This window comes from Bradyrhizobium nitroreducens, assembly GCF_002776695.1.
GTDB lineage: Bacteria > Pseudomonadota > Alphaproteobacteria > Rhizobiales > Xanthobacteraceae > Bradyrhizobium > Bradyrhizobium nitroreducens.
In genome coordinates this window covers 5960323-5977257 of sequence record NZ_LFJC01000003.1, presented here as the reverse complement: position 1 = coordinate 5977257, position 16935 = coordinate 5960323, and the positions used below count along the sequence as shown (strand labels likewise).

Here is a 16935-nt window from a genome sequence, read left to right as displayed (position 1 = left end):
GCCGTCATCTAGAGCCGATCGCCCCGCGCTGCATTGAGCTGACTCAAGTCCGCTCGTGAGTTGCGCAGACTCATCAACGCAGGCGCTTCGGTCTCGTGACGCGGCAATCGCCGGGAGCCAGCGCCCCGCGCGGTCCTCGCCTATGCCGCAACGGACTCGTAGATATCCTCCTCCTGGGCCGTGTGCATGCGCACCAGCGTTTCGATCGCCTCGATCACGCGCTGAGCGTCCCGAACGAGGTAGCGGTCGATCTTCTCCGACGGCAGATCCTCCGCGATCCGCGCGAGCAGCCGCGCAAGATGCAGGATCTCGCGATGCGCACGGCTCATGGCAGAGAGTCCGTGGCGGTCGCGCAGCACCTCGGTGAGCTTCGGATAGACGCTGTCTTCATCCTCGCGTTCGTGCATCACGACGCTGCCCTGGACCAGCCGGTTGGCCTCGCTGATCAACGCGGCGACGGCTTCGGGCATCGCATCGTCCAGCGCATCGACGATATGACGGAGGCGGTCGAGGTCCCTGAGCAGGGCCTGATGATCGTGATGCAACGTCAGCCCCTGCTCCGCCGTGAGGCGCGGACCGCTCCCGACGTAGGGCGGATTCAGCGCCCGCAGCGCGTTCAGGATCACGGCAACATCGATCACCTCCTGGACGATCGCGGCAGGTACGGGATCGAGCCAGCCAAGGCTGGCAGCCGCCATTGCCGCCAGTGACAACCCCATCCCGACGAAGATGCTTTGCAGGGCGATGCGCCGTGCGCGCTGGGCGATGATGATCGCCTCGCCAACCCGATCGAGCCGATCGGTGAGAATCACCACATCTGCCGCCTCGGAGGAAGCGCTTGCACCGCGCGCACCGAGCGCGATCCCCGTGTCAGCCACGGCCAGCGCCGGGGCGTCGTTGATGCCGTCGCCGACCATGATGGTGGGGTACAGCCGCTGTTCGCTGCGCACCGCCTCGACCTTGTCCGAGGGAACGCGATCGGCCAGCACGGCATCGAGATCCAGCGCCGCTCCGATGGCCTGTGCCGCTGCGGCGCGATCACCCGTGACCATCACCATGCGCGCAATGCCGGCATCGCGCAGCAGCCGGATCGCGCGTGGCGTATCGGCACGCAATTCGTCCGCCAGCAGCAACGCGCCGATGAGACGGCCGTCCACCGCGACGAAGACGATCAGCGCCGAGCGCCACGAGGCACGTCGAATTGCCCGCAACTCCCATGGCGAAAGCTCGGAACGCGAGAGAAGCATCTCTCGCGAACCGGCCATGACCTGGCGTCCGTCGATCCGGCCGCTGAGGCCGGAACCCATGGTCTCCTTGACGTGTTCCGGCGGCTTCAGCTCGAGCCCCCGGGCGAGGGCCGCAGCGACGACGGCCTTCGCGAGCACGTGATGCGAAGCCTGCTCGAGCGACGCCCCGAGCGTGAGGACCTCATCCGGATCTTCGCCCGGCGCAACCTCTACGGCCAGCAATCGCGCCCCGCCCACAGTCAGGGTGCCGGTCTTGTCGAAGAGCACGGTGTGCGCGCGGGCCAACGCCTCCAGCGCCTTCCCGCCCTTGATCAGGATGCCGCGGCGGGCCGCTCGCGCCACCCCGGCGATGAAGGCGACGGGTGCGGCCAGAATCAAGGGGCACGGCGTCGCCGCCACCAGCACGGCAAGGCTGCGGGTCACGTCGCCCGAGATGTGCCATGCCACGTAGGAAACGACGAGTGTCACCGGCAGAAAGATCAGCGCATACCGGTCGGCCAACCGCACGAAAGGGGCTCTCGCCGTCTGCGCCGCCGTCACCATGCGAACGATGCCCGCATAGGTACTCTCGCTGGCCGCCGCGGTCACAGTCAATTGGAAGGTCTCGCCCGCGTTCAGAGAGCCAGAAAGAACGGCGCTTCCGCGCGTCTTCTCCACCGGAATCGGCTCGCCGGTCACCGCGGACTCGTCGATCGAAGCGAAGGCCGACGCAACGACGCCGTCGACCGGCACGATCTCGCCGGCCTTCACCAGAAGCTCTTCGCCGACCGCGACGTCCTCGATCGGAACATCCTCGATCCGCTCGCCGGACTTGCGGTGGACCTGCCGCGGCGCCCGGTCAACCAGAGATCGCAGATCGTGCTCCGCCCGGGCGACCGCGATCTCCTCCAGCACGTTGCCGCCGGAATACATCAGCGCGACCACGGCGCCTGCGAGCGGCTGTCCGAGCGCCAAAGCTGCACTCATCGACAGCAGCGCGATCGCGTCCACTCCGACGCGGCCCCGCAGAAGGTCCTGGACGATCGAGACCGCCAATCCCGCAATCACGGGCGCCGTGCCGAGCGCCCACGCGACATCGGCAGCCTCAGGCCGGCCCGCGGCTCGCGCGAGAGTACCCGCAGTCAATCCCGCGATTGCGATCGCAACCAGAGCCCATCGCAAGACCCGATCAAACGACATGGCTTGCAAACAACATGGCTTGGCGCGCCCGCCCTTCGAGTTCCACTCGCTATTGCTGCGGGACGGCGCTCTTGTTCCTGTGCATGAACGCCATCATCTCTTCCAGGGTGAGTTTGCCGTCCTTGTCCCGGTCCATGGCCTTGAAAAGGCGTTCGTGAGCGGCCTGAAACTCGGGCAACGAGACGGTTCCGTCACCATCGGCATCCATCAGCGCGAAGATGATGCGGAAGGCGACCGGCGGCTCCATGGCGTCACCGCCGGTCGCGCCATCCCCCTTCATTCCTTGCCCCTTCATGCCTTGTCCCATCATTCCGCGCCCCATCATTCCCATCATGTCTCCACCGCGCGTCGGGCTCTGCCGCTCGGCGGATGGGTTGGCTGGAGGACTCGCCTGCGGCGACGCCGGCGCCTGCTCCTGTCCGGGATGATGGTTCTGATGGTCCGCCGGCGATTGAGCCAAGGCTGGTTGGCCCAGGATGGCGAACAACAACGCTGCAGCAACGGTTCGACCTAGCATGGCACTTCCTCCGGCCTTGGTGCGGACCCGACGAAGTTGTCGAACTTCACCGAATTTACCTTGAGCCAAGTCAAGAAAGCGGCGAGATCACGCAAGTGGGATCTCCACCAGCGCAGCCAGCGGCCTCCTCTGCCGATAAAGCCATGTTCCCGTGCGTTAGCCACCACCGCGGCGGGCGCAGCCGATCGCCTCCGTGAGCACCTTGCGGTCGCCGATGTGATTGGCGAGCAACAGGATCAGCCGGGCGTTCATGCGCAGCGCCTGCTCCTCGTCGAGATCGCGCTGGCTGTTGATCAGCTCGGCGTAGAAATCGTCGGGATCGGCGATGTTCGGTGACAAATTGAGCATCATGCCGCAAGCTCCGTCCGGTCGGCAGCGTCGTGGCCAGAGGCGCGCAGCACCGCCTGGGTGATCTTGGCCTCGTCGAATCCGCTCCAGCGCGCGGCGACATATTGATCGGGGCGGAACAGATAGGTGGTCCCGGGCGCGGCGCCGTAGCGCTGCGCGAGGAGACCCGTGGGATCCTCGATGTCGCGACCGACGAGAATGAGCCTGGCCGCGAACGGCCCCACCGCGATCTCCGTCTTGTCGCTCACCTTGCCGAAGGCCACGACCGTGAAGCCATCGCCGAGACAATGCAGGAACCAGGCCGGCTTGCCGTCAACCGCAATCGGCGCATCGGCGGCATTCGTACCGGGGCGCATGCCGCCCATCATCGCGTCATGGTCGGGCGTGTTGAGCACCGACGTCACGTAAGGGGTCGGCGTCGAGAGCCGGCCGCTGTTGACCAGCGGTCGCGCGAAGCCGTGATGCCGGGCGAGCTCGAGCACCGCGTCGCGGAAGTAGCGGCTCGGCTTCGTCTTCGGCGTGATGAAATCGGTGGCCCGCGTCGAGTTCAGGATGTTGTCGTCCGCAGCATACGCGCGCTCCTCGTGATAGCTGTCGAGCAGCGCTTCCGAGGCTTCACCGCGCAGCACCATCGCGAGCTTCCAGGCGAGATTGTCGATGTCCTGGACGCCGGTATTGGCGCCGCGTGCGCCGAATGGCGAGACTTGGTGGGCAGCATCGCCGGCGAACAGCACCCTGCCTTGACGGAAATTGTCGATGCGCCGACAGGCAAACTGGTAGATCGAGACCCATTCGAGCGCGAACTCGGTATCCTCGCCGAGCATGGCGCGGATGCGCGGGATCACCCGCTCGGGCCGCTTTTCCTCCTCCGGATTGGCGTCCCAGCCGAGCTGGAAGTCGATGCGCCAGATGTTGCCGGCCTGCCGATGCAGCAGCACCGACTGGCCGGGATGAAACGGCGGATCGAACCAGAACCAGCGCTCGGTCGGGAAGTCCGCCTTCATGGCGACGTCGGCGATCAGGAAGCGGTCCTGGAAGAACTGTCCGGTGAACTCGGCGCCCACCATCTTGCGCACGTCGGAATTTGCCCCGTCACAGGCGATCACCCATTGCGCCTCCATGGTGAAGATGCCGTCGGGCGTTTCCACCGCCAGCGTCGCATGGTCGGCGCCCTGCTTGAGGCTGAGAAGACGGTGCTTCCAGCGCAGCTCGATCAGCGGATTGGCCCGGCATTTGGCCACCAGCATCTCTTCCAGATGATATTGCTGCAGATTGATCATGGCCGGCCATTGATGGTCGGCCTCCGGCAACAGATCGAACTGGTAGGACAGTTCGTCCTGGAAGAACACCTTGCCGACATTCCAGCTCACGCCGCGCTCGACCATGGGCGCCGCGCAGCCGAGGCGGTCCCATATTTCCAGCGGACGCTTGGCATAGCAGACCGCGCGCGAGCCGATCGAGACGGTGTCGTTGTCATCGAGCACGATCACCGGCTGGCCGCGGGCCGCGCAATCGAGCGCCGCGGTCAGGCCGATGGGACCTGCGCCGATCACCACGATCGGATGCCGCTTCACGATCCCCTCGGCCTGCTCCCGGGAGCGCCGATAGCCGAACTTCGGATAGATGTAGCTCGTCATGTTCGCTTCCTGATGCACGGGCCCGGGATCAATGCGCGTCCGCGAATTCCTTCTCGTGCATCCAGGCGGTGTGGCGCGGCGGACGCTTGGTGCGCGACCATTCCTCGACCATCTCGTGCGCGACCGACTTCATGCGGTCGATCTGCTCGGGCGTGGCGGTCCAGGCCGCGATCTCCAGGCGGTGGCCGCTGGGATCGCGGAAATAGATCGACTTGAAGATGGTGTGATCGGTGACGCCGACGACGTCGAGGCCGGCGGCTTCCGCGCGCGTCTTAGCCTCTTCGAGCTCGGCGAGATCCTTGACCTGGAAGGCGATGTGCTGGGTCCAGTCCGGCGTGTTGGGATCGCGGCCCATCGGCGGCGAGTTCGGCAGCTCGAAGAAGGCGAGGATGTTGCCGTTCCCGGCGTCGAGGAAGATGTGCATGTAGGGATCCGGCGCCTTGGTCGAAGGCACCCGGTCCTCGGCAATGGCGCCGAGAAGATCCATGTTCATGACCTTCTTGTAGAACTCGACCGTGGCCTTGGCGTCGACACAGCGATAGGCGACGTGGTGGATCTTCTCGATCTTCATGATGTTCCGCTCCCTGGATCTGCCGTTGCGAAATTGGTATCAGATGTTACTATTTCCGAGATTTGATCTGGATCAATTGGCTCGGAAGAATCTGCCATGGACCGGCGAGGCGGAAACGGCGTGATGGGACGTTCGGGCGAGGCGCGAGGGCGGCAAGCGACCGAGCGCGCTACGGCGCAGGATGATGGCGGGCTCGACCTGCAGCGATATTTTCCTTACCGGCTGGCGCGTCTCGCCGAGCAGGTGTCGCTGGCGGTTGCCGAGGTCTATGCCGAACGCTTTGCGCTGACGCGGCAGGAATGGCGCGTGCTCGCCATTCTCGGCGCGCGGGCGGAAATCGCGACCAAGGAGATCGGTCCGCTGACGACGCTCGACAAGATGCAGGTCAGCCGCGCCGTCCAGGGACTGGAGTCGCGCGGCATTGCGAGCCGCAAGCACCATCCCGACGATCGGCGCGAGCTGATCGTCTCGCTGACCCCGGCCGGCCGCGCCCTCTATCGCAAGATCGTGCCTTTCGCGCTGGCGCGCGAGACGGAGCTGCTCGCGGCGCTCACCGCCGAGGAGGTGAGAGTGCTCGACCGGGTGATGCACAAGCTGTCGGCGGCGTTGAGCTAGCCGGCAGCCATCCCTGCACTTGATCCGCCTCAAGCACTGCGCGGAAGCAGGTGGCAAACAGGTGCTACAGTCGCCCCGCCTCCGCACATCGGCTCTCGGACAGATCATGATGCCTCAGAACACGCCGAAGCTTGTTCGCTCCCTCACGCTGACTCATGCGGTGCTCTATGGGCTCGGCGTCACGATCGGTGCAGGGATTTACGTTCTGGTCGGCGCGGCGGCCGCACGGAGCGGCATGCACGCGCCGCTGGCGTTTCTTGCCGCGGCATTCGTGATGGGGATGACCGCGGGAACGTTCGCCGAATTGGGCACACGGATGCCGGTCGCGGCAAGCGAAGCAGCCTACGTGCAGACCGCCTTCCATCGAAAATGGCTCGGCGGCGCCACCGGGCTGCTGGTGGTCGCGGCGGCGACGATTTCCGGCGCCACCATCAGCGTGGGAAGCGCCGGCTATCTCGGCGTCTTCCTTCCGCTGTCGTCTGGCTGGATCATTGCCGGCGTCGTGCTGGCGATGGGGGCCGTCGCCTGCCTCTCCGCGGTCCAGTCCGTCAGCTTCGCCGGCCTGATGACGGTCGTGGAGATCGGTGGATTGCTCCTCATCGTTGCGGCCGGCCTGTCCGAGGGTGGCGTGCTGGTGTCGCGACTGCCCGAAATGTGGCCCGCGACCGGCGACCTCGGAGCCTGGACCGGGATCGCCCAGACCTCGCTGCTGGCCGTGTTCGCCTTCATCGGCTTCGAGCACCTCGTCAACATCTCCGAGGAGATGAAAAATCCTCGCCGGACCTTGCCGTGGGCGCTCTTCATCACGCTGGGCGCGACGGCAGTCCTTTACGCAGCGGTGGTCTGGATCGCCGTCACCGCGGTGCCGCCAGCCGAGCTCGCCCGCTCCGCTGCTCCGCTGGCGTTGGTCTTTCAGCGGCTGACTAGCCTCCCTCCGCAGATTCTGGGTGCGATTGCGATCGTGGCCACAGCGAATGGCATCATCGTCCACATGATCATGATCGCCCGCGTGCTGTACGGTTTGGCCGACCAGGGCAATCTTCCGCCGATCCTCGCCAAGGTAAGCCCCAGAACCGGCACGCCCATCGTCGCGACCTTGTGTGGCGTCGCGGCCATCCTGATCTTCGCACTCGCCGTTCCGCTCACGGGACTGGCCGAGTGGACGTCGCGATTGACACTGGCAATCTTTGCCCTGGTCAACCTCGCGCTTCTTCGCATCAAGCTGACGGAGCCGAAGGCGCCGTCCGGCGTGTTCCTCGTACCGGCGTGGGTGCCGGTCGCGGGACTGCTCACAAGCGCCTGCGTGCTTTTGATCGACCTCATCGGATGAGGCCGTGACCCAGTCGCGGCCGGCTTCTCGAGCGATTTCAGGCGGAGCGGAAGATCTGCGGCCCTAAAGAGGAGCGGCTTTGACGCCAGCCAGCGTGCATCAGGCGCGCCCTGGACCGGGACACGCAGCTAAACGCAAACCCCGACGACCACGGAAATATTGTCGCGGGTCCCTGCCGAGATCGCTCGCCTGACAAGTTTCTGGATGATGATGGCAGGAGACGCCGAAAGCTGAAGGAAGGTTTCGATCTCCGTATCGTTGAGAGCGTCTGTCAGTCCGTCTGTGCACAGCAGGACTTTGTCTCCGACCTGCAACGGCGGTTCGACGCAGACGTGCGGCACGATCGCGAGCGGAAAGGTCGAGCCGCCCAGAGCCTGCGTGATTCCATGCGTTCGGGCCGGCGCTATGCCCTCGCCCGGCGGGAGTACCACATCTTCATGGCTCAGTTTGTGGAGACCTCCACTGCTGAGTCGGTAGGCTCGGCTATCGCCCACGTTGAACGCGATCATGGCTGTTTCCTGCAGCACCAGGCCGGCTATGGTCGTGCCCATGCCGATCCGGGTAGGCTCATCCATCAGCTCGTAGAGCCGCTCATTGGCCGCATGCAACGCCGTCTCGCAGGCGGCCGAGCCGTCCAGCAAGCCATCCTGCGAGGTCAGGAAGGCCAAGGCAGCGTGGCTGGCAAGATCACCGTGGGGATGGCCCCCCATGCCGTCGGCGATCAGCAGTGCATGGGGCGAGCCTGTGAGCCGCAGCGCGACTACGTCCCGTAGGTCCTCCTGAAAGATCGTTCCGCCGACGAAGACCGCGTCTTCGTTGCGGACACGCACAGCCCCCCGATGGGTGAACAACGCTATGTCGTGAATTCGCATAACTTACGGCCCGCTTCAGATCGCCAGAGGTTCACCGTCACGCAGACGGCGAATAGCGGGAAATGCCTCCGCATGCGAGTCCCATGCCGCGCCGTGAATCGGGACAACGCAGCCGGCCCGCATCGCTTGTGCAAATTTCAGGAGATCCTCAGGGGATGCATGTCCGCTCGTATGCAGGTGGCAGGCTCGGGCGCCGCCGGCAGCAAAAGACGCGTTGACGGCCCGGCCACCCTCGCCGTCGAGATAGCCGCGCCACATCGACCAACTCCAGGCATCGTCCGGCCCCGGAGCGACGTTCTGGCGCGCGTAGTCGCGCATAAGGGACTTGCGCATCATCACCACCCAACGTGCTGGCTCGTCGTTGAGTTGGCGGGCCGCGATGCCGTGATCGGCCATGCGAGCCACGAAAGCGTCGCGGCCTTTGGCGCGATACATCTGCGCAAATGCACTGGTGATCACAACCTTTATCTGGTCCCATCCTGGCCGCGGCAGGTTGGCATGCTCGCTCAGGAGTTCGAGGACTTCGGCCGTGTAGAGGTCGATGACGAGTGTCCGATTGGCCTTGAGGCAAGCGCGATAGAGCGTAACGGTCCGGTCGATGTTCTGGGCCGACCAAGTAACGAACACGCGGCCTCCAGTCTCCTCAAACAGTTTCCGGAAACCGGCCTCAAGCTCATCCTCACTCATCCACGGCTTGTCGGCGCCGAGATTGGTGCCTTCGAGCAGCAACACGTCGATCCCGGGCGGCGGTGCAGACATGAGGCGGCTGACAAGCGATCCCTTGCGGCCGTGTACCCGGAAATCGCCGGAATACAGAAGACGTCTTCCCTCAACATCGATCAGCAGCATGTAGGCGTCGAACGCAGAGTGATCGGTCAGGAAGGGGGTGACGGTGAATGGGCCGACCACGAACGGATGGCCACTGGTCCAGTTGTGAAAGTCGCGAATGATCGGCTCGCCAACGATGGCGGCCGTGAGCTTGACAAGCTTTTCGGTTGCCGCACCGGAGTGCACGGACCACTCGTTCGGAGCCGCCTGAAGCAGGCCATAGTGGTCTTGGTGAGGGTGCGAGATAAGTATCGCAGCCGGCGAACCACCGAGATCGAGCGTAGTGGGCAGTAGTCCGGCCGCATCGCCTTCTCCATCAAGCGGTCGGCCGATGTCGAGCAGGAGGCGGCTTCCGTCGGACGCGACGACCTCGATGCAGTTGCCACCGATTTCCTGGGTCGAGCGATGGACCGTGAGCCGAACTGTCATCGGCTCCCGGTCTCCGTGACGTTACCGTCGAGGAAGCGGAAGAATTTGTCCAGCGCGGCGGTCATGCGCTCGTCTCGTCCATCGAGGCCGATGATGTCGGATTGGAGCGACAGCGGAGCAGCCAACAGGTCGCGCTGCCAGATCTCCTTGGAGTACGGCGAAGATACTGTCGGACCAACGATCAAAAGCGGTACGCCCTCGAACACGGCTTTCGGCGTGAATACCTCGGGCAGGTTCTCTTGCTTCAGACACAGACTGAGGGCTTTAATTGCGTCCGTGTAGACGTCTTTGATATTTCGACGCAAGGCTTCGGAGCCGAGCTGAGATCGGTACCGTCGAAGCTGGTTAACTACAGCCGCGCTTTCTCCGCTGCTGCGCGCCTCTGCATTGTCGGACCTCTTCACCTCGACGAACACCAGAGTACCCTGTGGCGTCAAGAATAGGCAGTCGATCATGTCCTGCGTCTTCGACTCTGCGTCCGCAGGCTGAGGCGCGCCGGGAAATCGGCACTCGATGTCGAGCAAGCGGGCGCGATCCGGCCGCACGCTCGATGCAGCAAGTGAAAACTCCGAAAACAGCGAGCTGACGATCGACAGCTCCCTGTTAGGCGAGCGGTACCCTTTGCATTTGTCTTTGATCGCTCGGTACTCGCTATACCGGTCCGATGGGATGCGGACGTCGCGGGAGCTGCCGTTGTCGGGAATATCGAGATAGCGGTTGTTGCTAAGCATCTCTCCGCCTTTGTAGACGCACAAGCGCGCACCGCCGTAATAGAAATGGACTTCGTTCTCGCGGATTGCCGGAAAGACCTCGCCCAGCAACAGGTCGTTCAACAACCCGGTTTTCGCGAAAAACGGATGCGCGTGCAAACCCGGGACATCATCAAAATATCTCTTGAGACCTGTCGCGCTCATTATGTGAACGTTCCTTTGACTATGGCGAGGTAAGGAGCCGCCCCGCGAGGGCGGCCCCGTGCGGGCGCGGCTCGGATACCTGCGATCAGCGAAGGCGCGATTCGCGTCGGGCCCAAAAGCTATTTTATCACAACATCCATTACCCGAGGTCCGGGCCCGCGCGGTTCGGATGGTTCTGGATCACGCGAGCGAGCATTCCTCGCGCGGCGGGAACCTCGAATTTTCCAGCCGCCTGTGACGCAGCTCACATCTCCACGGTGCGTTTTGCCGTACCTCAGTCGTCTCGGGGACAGACCTGAAGCGAATGGAGATATCGCATGAAGCGCCTGACCCTTTCCGTGGTTGCCGCCCTGCTTGCGGTTGGAGCAGCGACCAGCGTGCTCAAATCGCACTCTTTATTTCCTTTCGGCAAGAGCGGCATGCCCCCCATCGGTGAACTTCAGAGCGCGGATCAGATCCGCAGCCTTCCGGTCCAGGATTTCGTGGATCGCACGTTTGAGTTTCCGAAGGAAGCCAAGCAATAGGCACGCACCAAAAGTCGCAAGAAGGTCTCTCGCCGACGCTGTTGTATGCGCCGGCCGCCATCGTATACTTCGCCAAACTCGCGCGTATACGGAGAGATCGCGATGAAGGAATTCCTACTTGCGTGCCTGGCTGCGATCGCGATGGGCGCGGTCGCAGTTGTCGTGCTTAACCGGATTCAAGAGCCGGTGCAGCAGGCCTTTGCCACAAGTGCCGTGCGTCTCTGACGAGGCATCGCGGAAACAACATCGGACCGGCTATTCTGCGGCGGTGACCGCCGGATTGGGATTCGCATCACCGGCACGCGAGCGGGCGTTCTGCTCATCCAGCCACAGACTGTGGTGCTCCCTGGCCCAATTGACATCGACCTCGCCGGAGCCCATTGCCTCGAAGGCCCCTTCCATGCCGATCGTACCGATATAGATGTGTGCCAGCATCGCCGCGACGAACAGAACCGCCACGATCGAGTGGAGGATCTGGGCAAGCTGCATGCCTTCAATGCCGCTGACGTAGAACGGGAACATCAGCTGATATCCGGTCGCGGCAACCAGACCGCCACCGACGACGACGATCCAGTAAATCCCCTTCTGGCCGGCATTGAACCGAGGCGCCGGTGGATGGTCGTGGAACAGACCGCCGCCGCGCTTGATCCAGTCGATGTCGACCTTGCCGGGGATGTTGCCGCCGATCCACATCAGGAAGATCAGCACCACACCGAGGGTGAAGGGAAAGCTCAGATAGTTGTGGGCGTATTTCGCCCATTGCGACCATTCGGAGAAGGCCTCGAAACCGATCAGCGGCAAGAGCAGCGGGCGGCCGAACGTGATGTTGAGGCCCGAGATGGCGAGAATGACGAAGCAGGTTGCCGTCATCCAGTGGACGAAGCGCTCAAAGCCGGAAAACCGCACGATGGTGCGCCCGGAGCGCCCACCCTCGATCCGGACCATGCCGCGGGTCAGATAGAAGATCAGGATGACTGCGATCATGCCGAGGATGGCGACGCCGCCGATCCACCGCAGCGTGACGTTGCGGAATTCGCGCCACTCGCGGCCCTGCGGCTGCTCAAGCACCCCGGAGCGCTGGTCGGGAATGCTGACGCGGCCCTGGATGCGGTTGAGCTCCTGCAGGAGCTGCTGTTCCTTGACGGAACTGGCGGTCGGATTGACCTGCTGCGCGCTCGCCGGTGTCGCCGAGACCAGCAGGAGAAATGCCCAGGCTCCGACGACCAGGCGGATCAGTCCAAGAAACGACGCCATCAGTTCCTCCCCACGTCCCAGCGCGCCCACACGCGATCTGCGATCAGGACTCGATCGACTCCCGATACGCCGTCTTCCAGCCCCAGGCGCCGGAGCCATAGCCGCGCTTCATCACGCGCTCCTTGTAGATCTGGGCGATGATCTCGCCGTCACCGGCAAGCAGCGATTTGGTCGAGCACATCTCGGCGCACAGCGGCAGCTTGCCCTCGGCGAGCCGGTTCGCGCCGTATTTCTCGTACTCCTCCTTGCTGCCATCGGCCTCAGGGCCGCCGGCGCAAAAGGTGCACTTGTCCATCTTGCCGCGCGAGCCGAAGTTGCCGACCTTCGGATATTGCGGCGCCCCGAACGGGCAGGCGTAGAAGCAATAGCCGCAGCCGATGCAGAGGTCCTTCGAGTGCAGCACCACGCCGTCGGCGGTGGTGTAGAAGCAGTTCACCGGGCAAACCGCAGCGCATGGCGCATCCGTGCAGTGCATGCAGGCCATGGAGATCGAGCGCTCGCCCGGTTTGCCGTCGTTGATGGTCACCACGCGGCGCCGGTTGATGCCCCAGGGCACCTCATGCTCGTTCTTGCACGCCGTCACGCAGGCGTTGCACTCGATGCAGCGGTCAGCGTCGCAGAGAAACTTCATTCGAGCCATGTTCGTTGCTCCCTCAAGCCGCTACGATCTGACAAAGCGTGACCTTCGGCTCCTGCATGCCCGTGGCCGGGTCGTAACCGTAGCTCGTGATCGTGTTGGCGCTCTCGCCGAGCACGATCGGGTCGGTACCCGCCGGATAGTTCTTGCGCAAATCAGCGCCGCCGAGCCAGCCGCCGAAGTGGAACGGCATCCAGGCCACGCCCTTGCCGACGCGCTCGGTGACCAGCGCCTTCATCCTGGCGCGCGAATTGTTCTCGGCGCCGCTCACCCAGACCCAGCCGCCGTCCTTGATGCCGCGGTCCGCAGCATCGGCGGGGCTGATCTCGATGAACATGTCCTGCTGCAATTCGGCGAGCCAGGGGTTGGTGCGCGTCTCCTCACCGCCGCCCTCGTATTCGACCAGGCGGCCGGACGAAAGGATCAGCGGGAACTGCTTGGCGATCCCCTTCTCCACCGCCGCCTTCTGCACGGAGAAGCCGATATTGGGCAGGCGGAACTGCTTGGCATCCGGCAGCGTCGGATATTTCGCGACCAGGTCGACGCGCGGCGTGTAGATCGGCTCACGGTGAACCGGAATGGGGTCCGGGAGGCCGAACGCGTTCATGCGCGCCTTGCCGTTGCCGAACGGCACGCAGCCATGCTTGAGCGCCACGCGCTGGATGCCGCCTGAGAGATCGAGCGACCAGGACACCGCGTCCGGGTTGGCCGGATTGATCTTCTTGATCGTGGCCATCTCCGTCTCGGTGAGATCGGTGTCCCAGCCGAGCTTCTTCAGGCTCGCCAGCGTGAACTCGGGATAGCCGTCCTCGATTTCCGAGCCCTTCGGAAAGGACTTGTCCGCGAGCAGGCTGACTTTCCGCGTGGTGCCGTCCGCCAGTTTTTCCTCGCGCTCGATGCCGAAGCGCGGGCGGAATGCGCCGCCGCCGTCCATGACGCCCAGATTGGTGTTGTAGAGCAGCGGCGAACCGGGATGCCGCACCTCGGGCGAGCCCCAGCAGGGCCACGGCAGGCCGTAATAATCGCCGCCGACTTCCGGATCGTCCTTCGGCGCGCGCATGGTCACCAGGTCGAACTTGTGCTGGTTCTTCATGTGCGCCTTGATGCGCTCCGGCGACTGGCCGCAATAGCCGGTCGACCAGCTGCCGCGGTTGATCTCGCGAAGCACGTCCTCGGCGACCGGAAGATTGTTCTCGACCTTGATGTTCTTGAACATCTTGTCGGCGAAGCCGAGCTTCTTCGCCAAGAGGTAGATGATCTCGAGATCGTCCTTGGATTCGAACACCGGCTTGACGATCTGCTCGCCCCACTGCATCGAGCGGTTCGAGGCGACGCGCGATCCCGTGCATTCGAACTGGGTGGCGACCGGGAGAATGTAGACGCCGTCCTTGCGGCCGGCTTCCACCGCGAGCGAGGCCCAAGTGGTCGGATGCGGGTCCGCGATCACCAAAAGCTCGAGCGCCGCCAATCCCTTCAGCGATTCAGGAATGCGCGTGATGCTGTTGCTGGCGTGCCCCTGCACGAAGACCGCCTTGACGTTGTCCTTCTGGGCGACGTCCGCCTTCGGCAGCAATGCCGCGTCGAACCAGCGCGTCAGCGGGATGCCTGGCGTCTCCATCTGCTTCTTTTCGTCGAAGCGCGACACCAGATAGTCGTAGTCGACCTCCCAGACCCGCGACCAATGCTTCCACGCACCCTCGGCGAGCCCGTAGTAGAAGGGCAGCGTCACGATATCGAGCCCGACATCGGTTGCGCCTTGCACGTTGTCGTGGCCGCGGAGGATGTTGGCCCCAGCGCCGGACTTGCCGATATTGCCGGTCATCAGCAGCGCGATGCAGCTTGCGCGCACGTTTGCCGTGCCGACCGTGTGCTGGGTCTGACCCATGCACCAGATGATCGTCGCGGGCTTGACGGTGGCAAACATCTTGGCGACACGCTCGAGCTGCGCACCGGGTACCCCGGTCACGCGCTCCGTTTCCTCGGGAGTCCACTTCTCGACTTCCTTGCGGAGGTCGTCGAAGCCGTAGACGCGCTGCGCGATGAATTCCTTGTCTTCCCAGCCGTTCTTCAGGATGTGCCACATCATGCCGTAGAGCACGGGGATGTCGGTGCCGGGACGGATGCGCACATATTCGGTCGCATGCGCCGCGGTGCGCGTCATACGCGGATCGAAAACGATGAAGTTGGCGCGGTTGATTTCCTTGGACTCCAGCATGTGCTGCATGCCGACCGGATGCGCCTCGGCGGCGTTGCTGCCGATGAACAAGAGAGTCTTGGAGTTGCGGATGTCGTTGATGCTGTTGGTCATCGCGCCGTAGCCCCAAGTGTTGGCTACGCCGGTGACAGTGGTCGAATGGCAGATGCGGGCCTGGTGATCGGTGTTGTTGGTCCCCCAGAAGGCGCCGAGCTTGCGGAAGAGATATGCGCCTTCGTTCGTCATCTTGGCCGATCCGAGCCAGTAGACGGAATCGCTGCCCGATTTCTCGCGAACCTGCGAGAGCTTGTCGCCGATCTCGTTGACCGCCATGTCCCACGAGACTCGGGTCCACTGACCGTTCACGAGCTTCATGGGATAGCGCAGGCGGCGATCGCTGTGCACGAGCTCGCGCACGGAAGCACCTTTGGCGCAGTGCGATCCACGATTGATCGGCGAGGACCAGCTCGGCTCCTGTCCGATCCAGACGCCGTTGAGGACTTCCGCGGTGACGGTGCAACCGACCGCGCAATGCGTGCAGATGCTCTTCTTGACGGTGGCGCCGGCGCTCAGCGGACCGGCCATTGCGGCCTCCGCCTTCCGCACGCCGCCGGTCGGCAACGCGCTCAATGCGGCAAGCCCGCCGCCGGCGAGGCCCGAGCGGCGCAGGAAGGTGCGGCGATCGAGACCGCCGCCTTGCGCCGACAGGGATTCGGCGATCGATCCGCGGGATTGCGCGTCGGAGCGCTGGCGTTGTGTTCTCTTGATCAGCACGGCCGCCTCCCCTCAGGCAGGATAACGATTGACGCGATAATACGTCTTGACGTGGTCGGTCTCCTTGTAGCGAGCCTTCCGCTTCTCGTCGTTGCTCTCACTGTCGGCTTGCGCGGACGTGGAGGAGATCAACGGCGTCGCCAGTGTCGCGCCGGCGCCGACCGTGCCGACGCCGACCTTGCGCAGGAAGTCACGCCGGCCGACTTTCACTTGCTTTTCGTCCTTCATCGCATCTCTCCCGGACCGACGCGAAGTCGATCAGTTCGTAAACGTGAATGCCTCAGTCTCGATGTCCATGAACACGCGGCCGACCGCCCCGACCGCACGATAGAATTTCGCCCTCTCCGTGTTCTCCATGTCGGCGAACATGCGCGTCATCCACGGCGACAGGTGTTTTTCGAAGAAGGCGCGTTGCGCTTCGACCGACGCCGGAAAACGGCCGGAGGCCAGGCCGGCCATGATCTCGCACAACGTCGCGGCGTGATCCTCCGGCTCGAAATTGCTCTCGACGCGCTCGATGCCGAGCGTCGCGAGATCAGCACGCAGCCGCGACAGCGGACGTTCATTGAGAAAGCCGGTCAGATAGTAGGATGCATAGGGCAGCAATTCGCCGCGCCCGAGACCTATGAACAGATCGAAATGTTCGCGCTCGACGTCGGCCAACATGGAATTCGACGCGGCTTCCGCCAGCATCGCATGCACGCGTCCGAGCGGCGTGTCATCCCCGTTCAATTCGGAAAGCCGGTCGAGCAATGTGCTGGACGGGGCTGCAGACAGCAATGTGGCGAGCAGCGCGTATTCCGCTGCGCGCGCCGCATCGACGGGATCGATGGCATCGTCCGGCAAGGTCAACTCGCTACCGTAGAGGTCGGGTCGAAGCTCGCGGCGCGGCACGCCGGTCACGCTCTCGACCGCAATGACCCGCTGTGCCGGCACCCTGCTCCAGCTCGAGACGGACGGTTGGCTGATGCCGATCCTGCGGGCAAGCTCGGCTACGCCACCCGCAGCACCGATCGCGCGATCAAGGCCCTCATCACGCACGTGGACCTCCCATCCCGAGCCAAG

At 64.1% G+C, this 16935-nt stretch carries 17 protein-coding genes; 4 read left to right on the top strand and 13 right to left on the bottom strand.

Going from position 1 to position 16935, the window contains the following annotated elements; all coding sequences use genetic code 11:
• Positions 1 to 140 precede the first annotated feature (140 nt).
• The 5 genes from TSA1_RS28725 to TSA1_RS28705 all read right to left on the bottom strand — a co-directional run bounded on the left by TSA1_RS28725 (position 141) and on the right by TSA1_RS28705 (position 5499).
• Complete coding sequence (locus TSA1_RS28725; RefSeq protein ID WP_100179271.1) at positions 141 to 2426, bottom strand: heavy metal translocating P-type ATPase; 2286 nt, start codon at positions 2424 to 2426, stop codon at positions 141 to 143.
• Positions 2427 to 2475: 49 nt separating this feature from the next.
• Positions 2476 to 2943 (bottom strand): EF-hand domain-containing protein, encoded by a 468-nt coding sequence (locus TSA1_RS40100; RefSeq protein WP_174719115.1) that lies wholly within the window; start codon positions 2941 to 2943, stop codon positions 2476 to 2478.
• A 156-nt stretch (positions 2944 to 3099) separates the two neighbouring features.
• Positions 3100 to 3294 carry a DUF2783 domain-containing protein gene (locus TSA1_RS28715; protein ID WP_100179269.1) on the bottom strand — a complete coding sequence of 65 codons (195 nt, stop codon included), beginning with the start codon at positions 3292 to 3294 and terminating at the stop codon, positions 3100 to 3102.
• Positions 3291 to 4928: an FAD-dependent oxidoreductase gene (locus tag TSA1_RS28710; protein WP_100181385.1), complete on the bottom strand. Its 1638-nt coding sequence runs from the start codon at positions 4926 to 4928 to the stop codon at positions 3291 to 3293. The genes TSA1_RS28715 and TSA1_RS28710 overlap by 4 nt, the downstream gene beginning before the upstream one ends.
• Positions 4929 to 4956: 28 nt before the next feature.
• Positions 4957 to 5499: a VOC family protein gene (locus tag TSA1_RS28705; protein ID WP_100179268.1), complete on the bottom strand. Its 543-nt coding sequence runs from the start codon at positions 5497 to 5499 to the stop codon at positions 4957 to 4959.
• A 96-nt stretch (positions 5500 to 5595) separates the two neighbouring features.
• On the opposite strand from TSA1_RS28705, the gene TSA1_RS28700 reads away from it, so the two are divergent.
• Complete coding sequence (locus TSA1_RS28700) at positions 5596 to 6114, top strand: MarR family winged helix-turn-helix transcriptional regulator (RefSeq protein WP_245448440.1); 519 nt, start codon at positions 5596 to 5598, stop codon at positions 6112 to 6114.
• A gap of 106 nt (positions 6115 to 6220) precedes the next feature.
• A complete protein-coding gene (locus tag TSA1_RS28695; RefSeq protein WP_100179267.1) occupies positions 6221 to 7444 on the top strand; it encodes an APC family permease in 1224 nt (407 codons plus the stop codon).
• Positions 7445 to 7572: 128 nt separating this feature from the next.
• Here TSA1_RS28695 and TSA1_RS28690 read toward each other — a convergent pair whose 3' ends face one another.
• From TSA1_RS28690 to TSA1_RS28680, 3 genes are read right to left on the bottom strand one after another with little or no spacing between them, the layout of a single operon-like run.
• Positions 7573 to 8295 carry a PP2C family protein-serine/threonine phosphatase gene (locus TSA1_RS28690; RefSeq protein ID WP_161497271.1) on the bottom strand — a complete coding sequence of 241 codons (723 nt, stop codon included), beginning with the start codon at positions 8293 to 8295 and terminating at the stop codon, positions 7573 to 7575.
• 36 nt (positions 8296 to 8331) lie between these two features.
• On the bottom strand, positions 8332 to 9573 hold the full coding sequence (locus TSA1_RS28685; RefSeq protein ID WP_100179265.1) for an MBL fold metallo-hydrolase: 1242 nt from the start codon (positions 9571 to 9573) through the stop codon (positions 8332 to 8334).
• Positions 9570 to 10487, bottom strand: a complete 918-nt coding sequence (locus TSA1_RS28680) for a hypothetical protein (protein ID WP_100179264.1) — start codon at positions 10485 to 10487, stop codon at positions 9570 to 9572. The genes TSA1_RS28685 and TSA1_RS28680 overlap by 4 nt, the downstream gene beginning before the upstream one ends.
• Before the next feature lie 317 nt (positions 10488 to 10804).
• On the opposite strand from TSA1_RS28680, the gene TSA1_RS28675 reads away from it, so the two are divergent.
• Complete coding sequence (locus tag TSA1_RS28675) at positions 10805 to 11011, top strand: hypothetical protein (protein ID WP_100179263.1); 207 nt, start codon at positions 10805 to 10807, stop codon at positions 11009 to 11011.
• A gap of 102 nt (positions 11012 to 11113) precedes the next feature.
• Complete coding sequence (locus tag TSA1_RS40965) at positions 11114 to 11236, top strand: hypothetical protein (protein WP_283811681.1); 123 nt, start codon at positions 11114 to 11116, stop codon at positions 11234 to 11236.
• A gap of 30 nt (positions 11237 to 11266) precedes the next feature.
• On the opposite strand, the gene TSA1_RS28670 is transcribed toward TSA1_RS40965, so the two are convergent.
• Genes TSA1_RS28670 through TSA1_RS28650 form a run of 5 tightly spaced genes read right to left on the bottom strand, consistent with a single transcriptional unit; the run spans position 11267 to position 16911 of the window.
• Complete coding sequence (locus TSA1_RS28670; RefSeq protein WP_100179262.1) at positions 11267 to 12265, bottom strand: formate dehydrogenase subunit gamma; 999 nt, start codon at positions 12263 to 12265, stop codon at positions 11267 to 11269.
• A 43-nt stretch (positions 12266 to 12308) separates the two neighbouring features.
• Complete coding sequence (fdh3B, locus tag TSA1_RS28665; RefSeq protein WP_100179261.1) at positions 12309 to 12905, bottom strand: formate dehydrogenase FDH3 subunit beta; 597 nt, start codon at positions 12903 to 12905, stop codon at positions 12309 to 12311.
• Positions 12906 to 12918: 13 nt separating this feature from the next.
• Positions 12919 to 15870: a formate dehydrogenase subunit alpha gene (locus tag TSA1_RS28660; RefSeq protein WP_100179260.1), complete on the bottom strand. Its 2952-nt coding sequence runs from the start codon at positions 15868 to 15870 to the stop codon at positions 12919 to 12921.
• A gap of 12 nt (positions 15871 to 15882) precedes the next feature.
• Positions 15883 to 16098 carry a twin-arginine translocation signal domain-containing protein gene (locus TSA1_RS28655; RefSeq protein ID WP_100179259.1) on the bottom strand — a complete coding sequence of 72 codons (216 nt, stop codon included), beginning with the start codon at positions 16096 to 16098 and terminating at the stop codon, positions 15883 to 15885.
• Positions 16099 to 16128: 30 nt separating this feature from the next.
• Positions 16129 to 16911 (bottom strand): molecular chaperone TorD family protein, encoded by a 783-nt coding sequence (locus TSA1_RS28650; protein WP_100179258.1) that lies wholly within the window; start codon positions 16909 to 16911, stop codon positions 16129 to 16131.
• Positions 16912 to 16935: the final 24 nt, after the last annotated feature.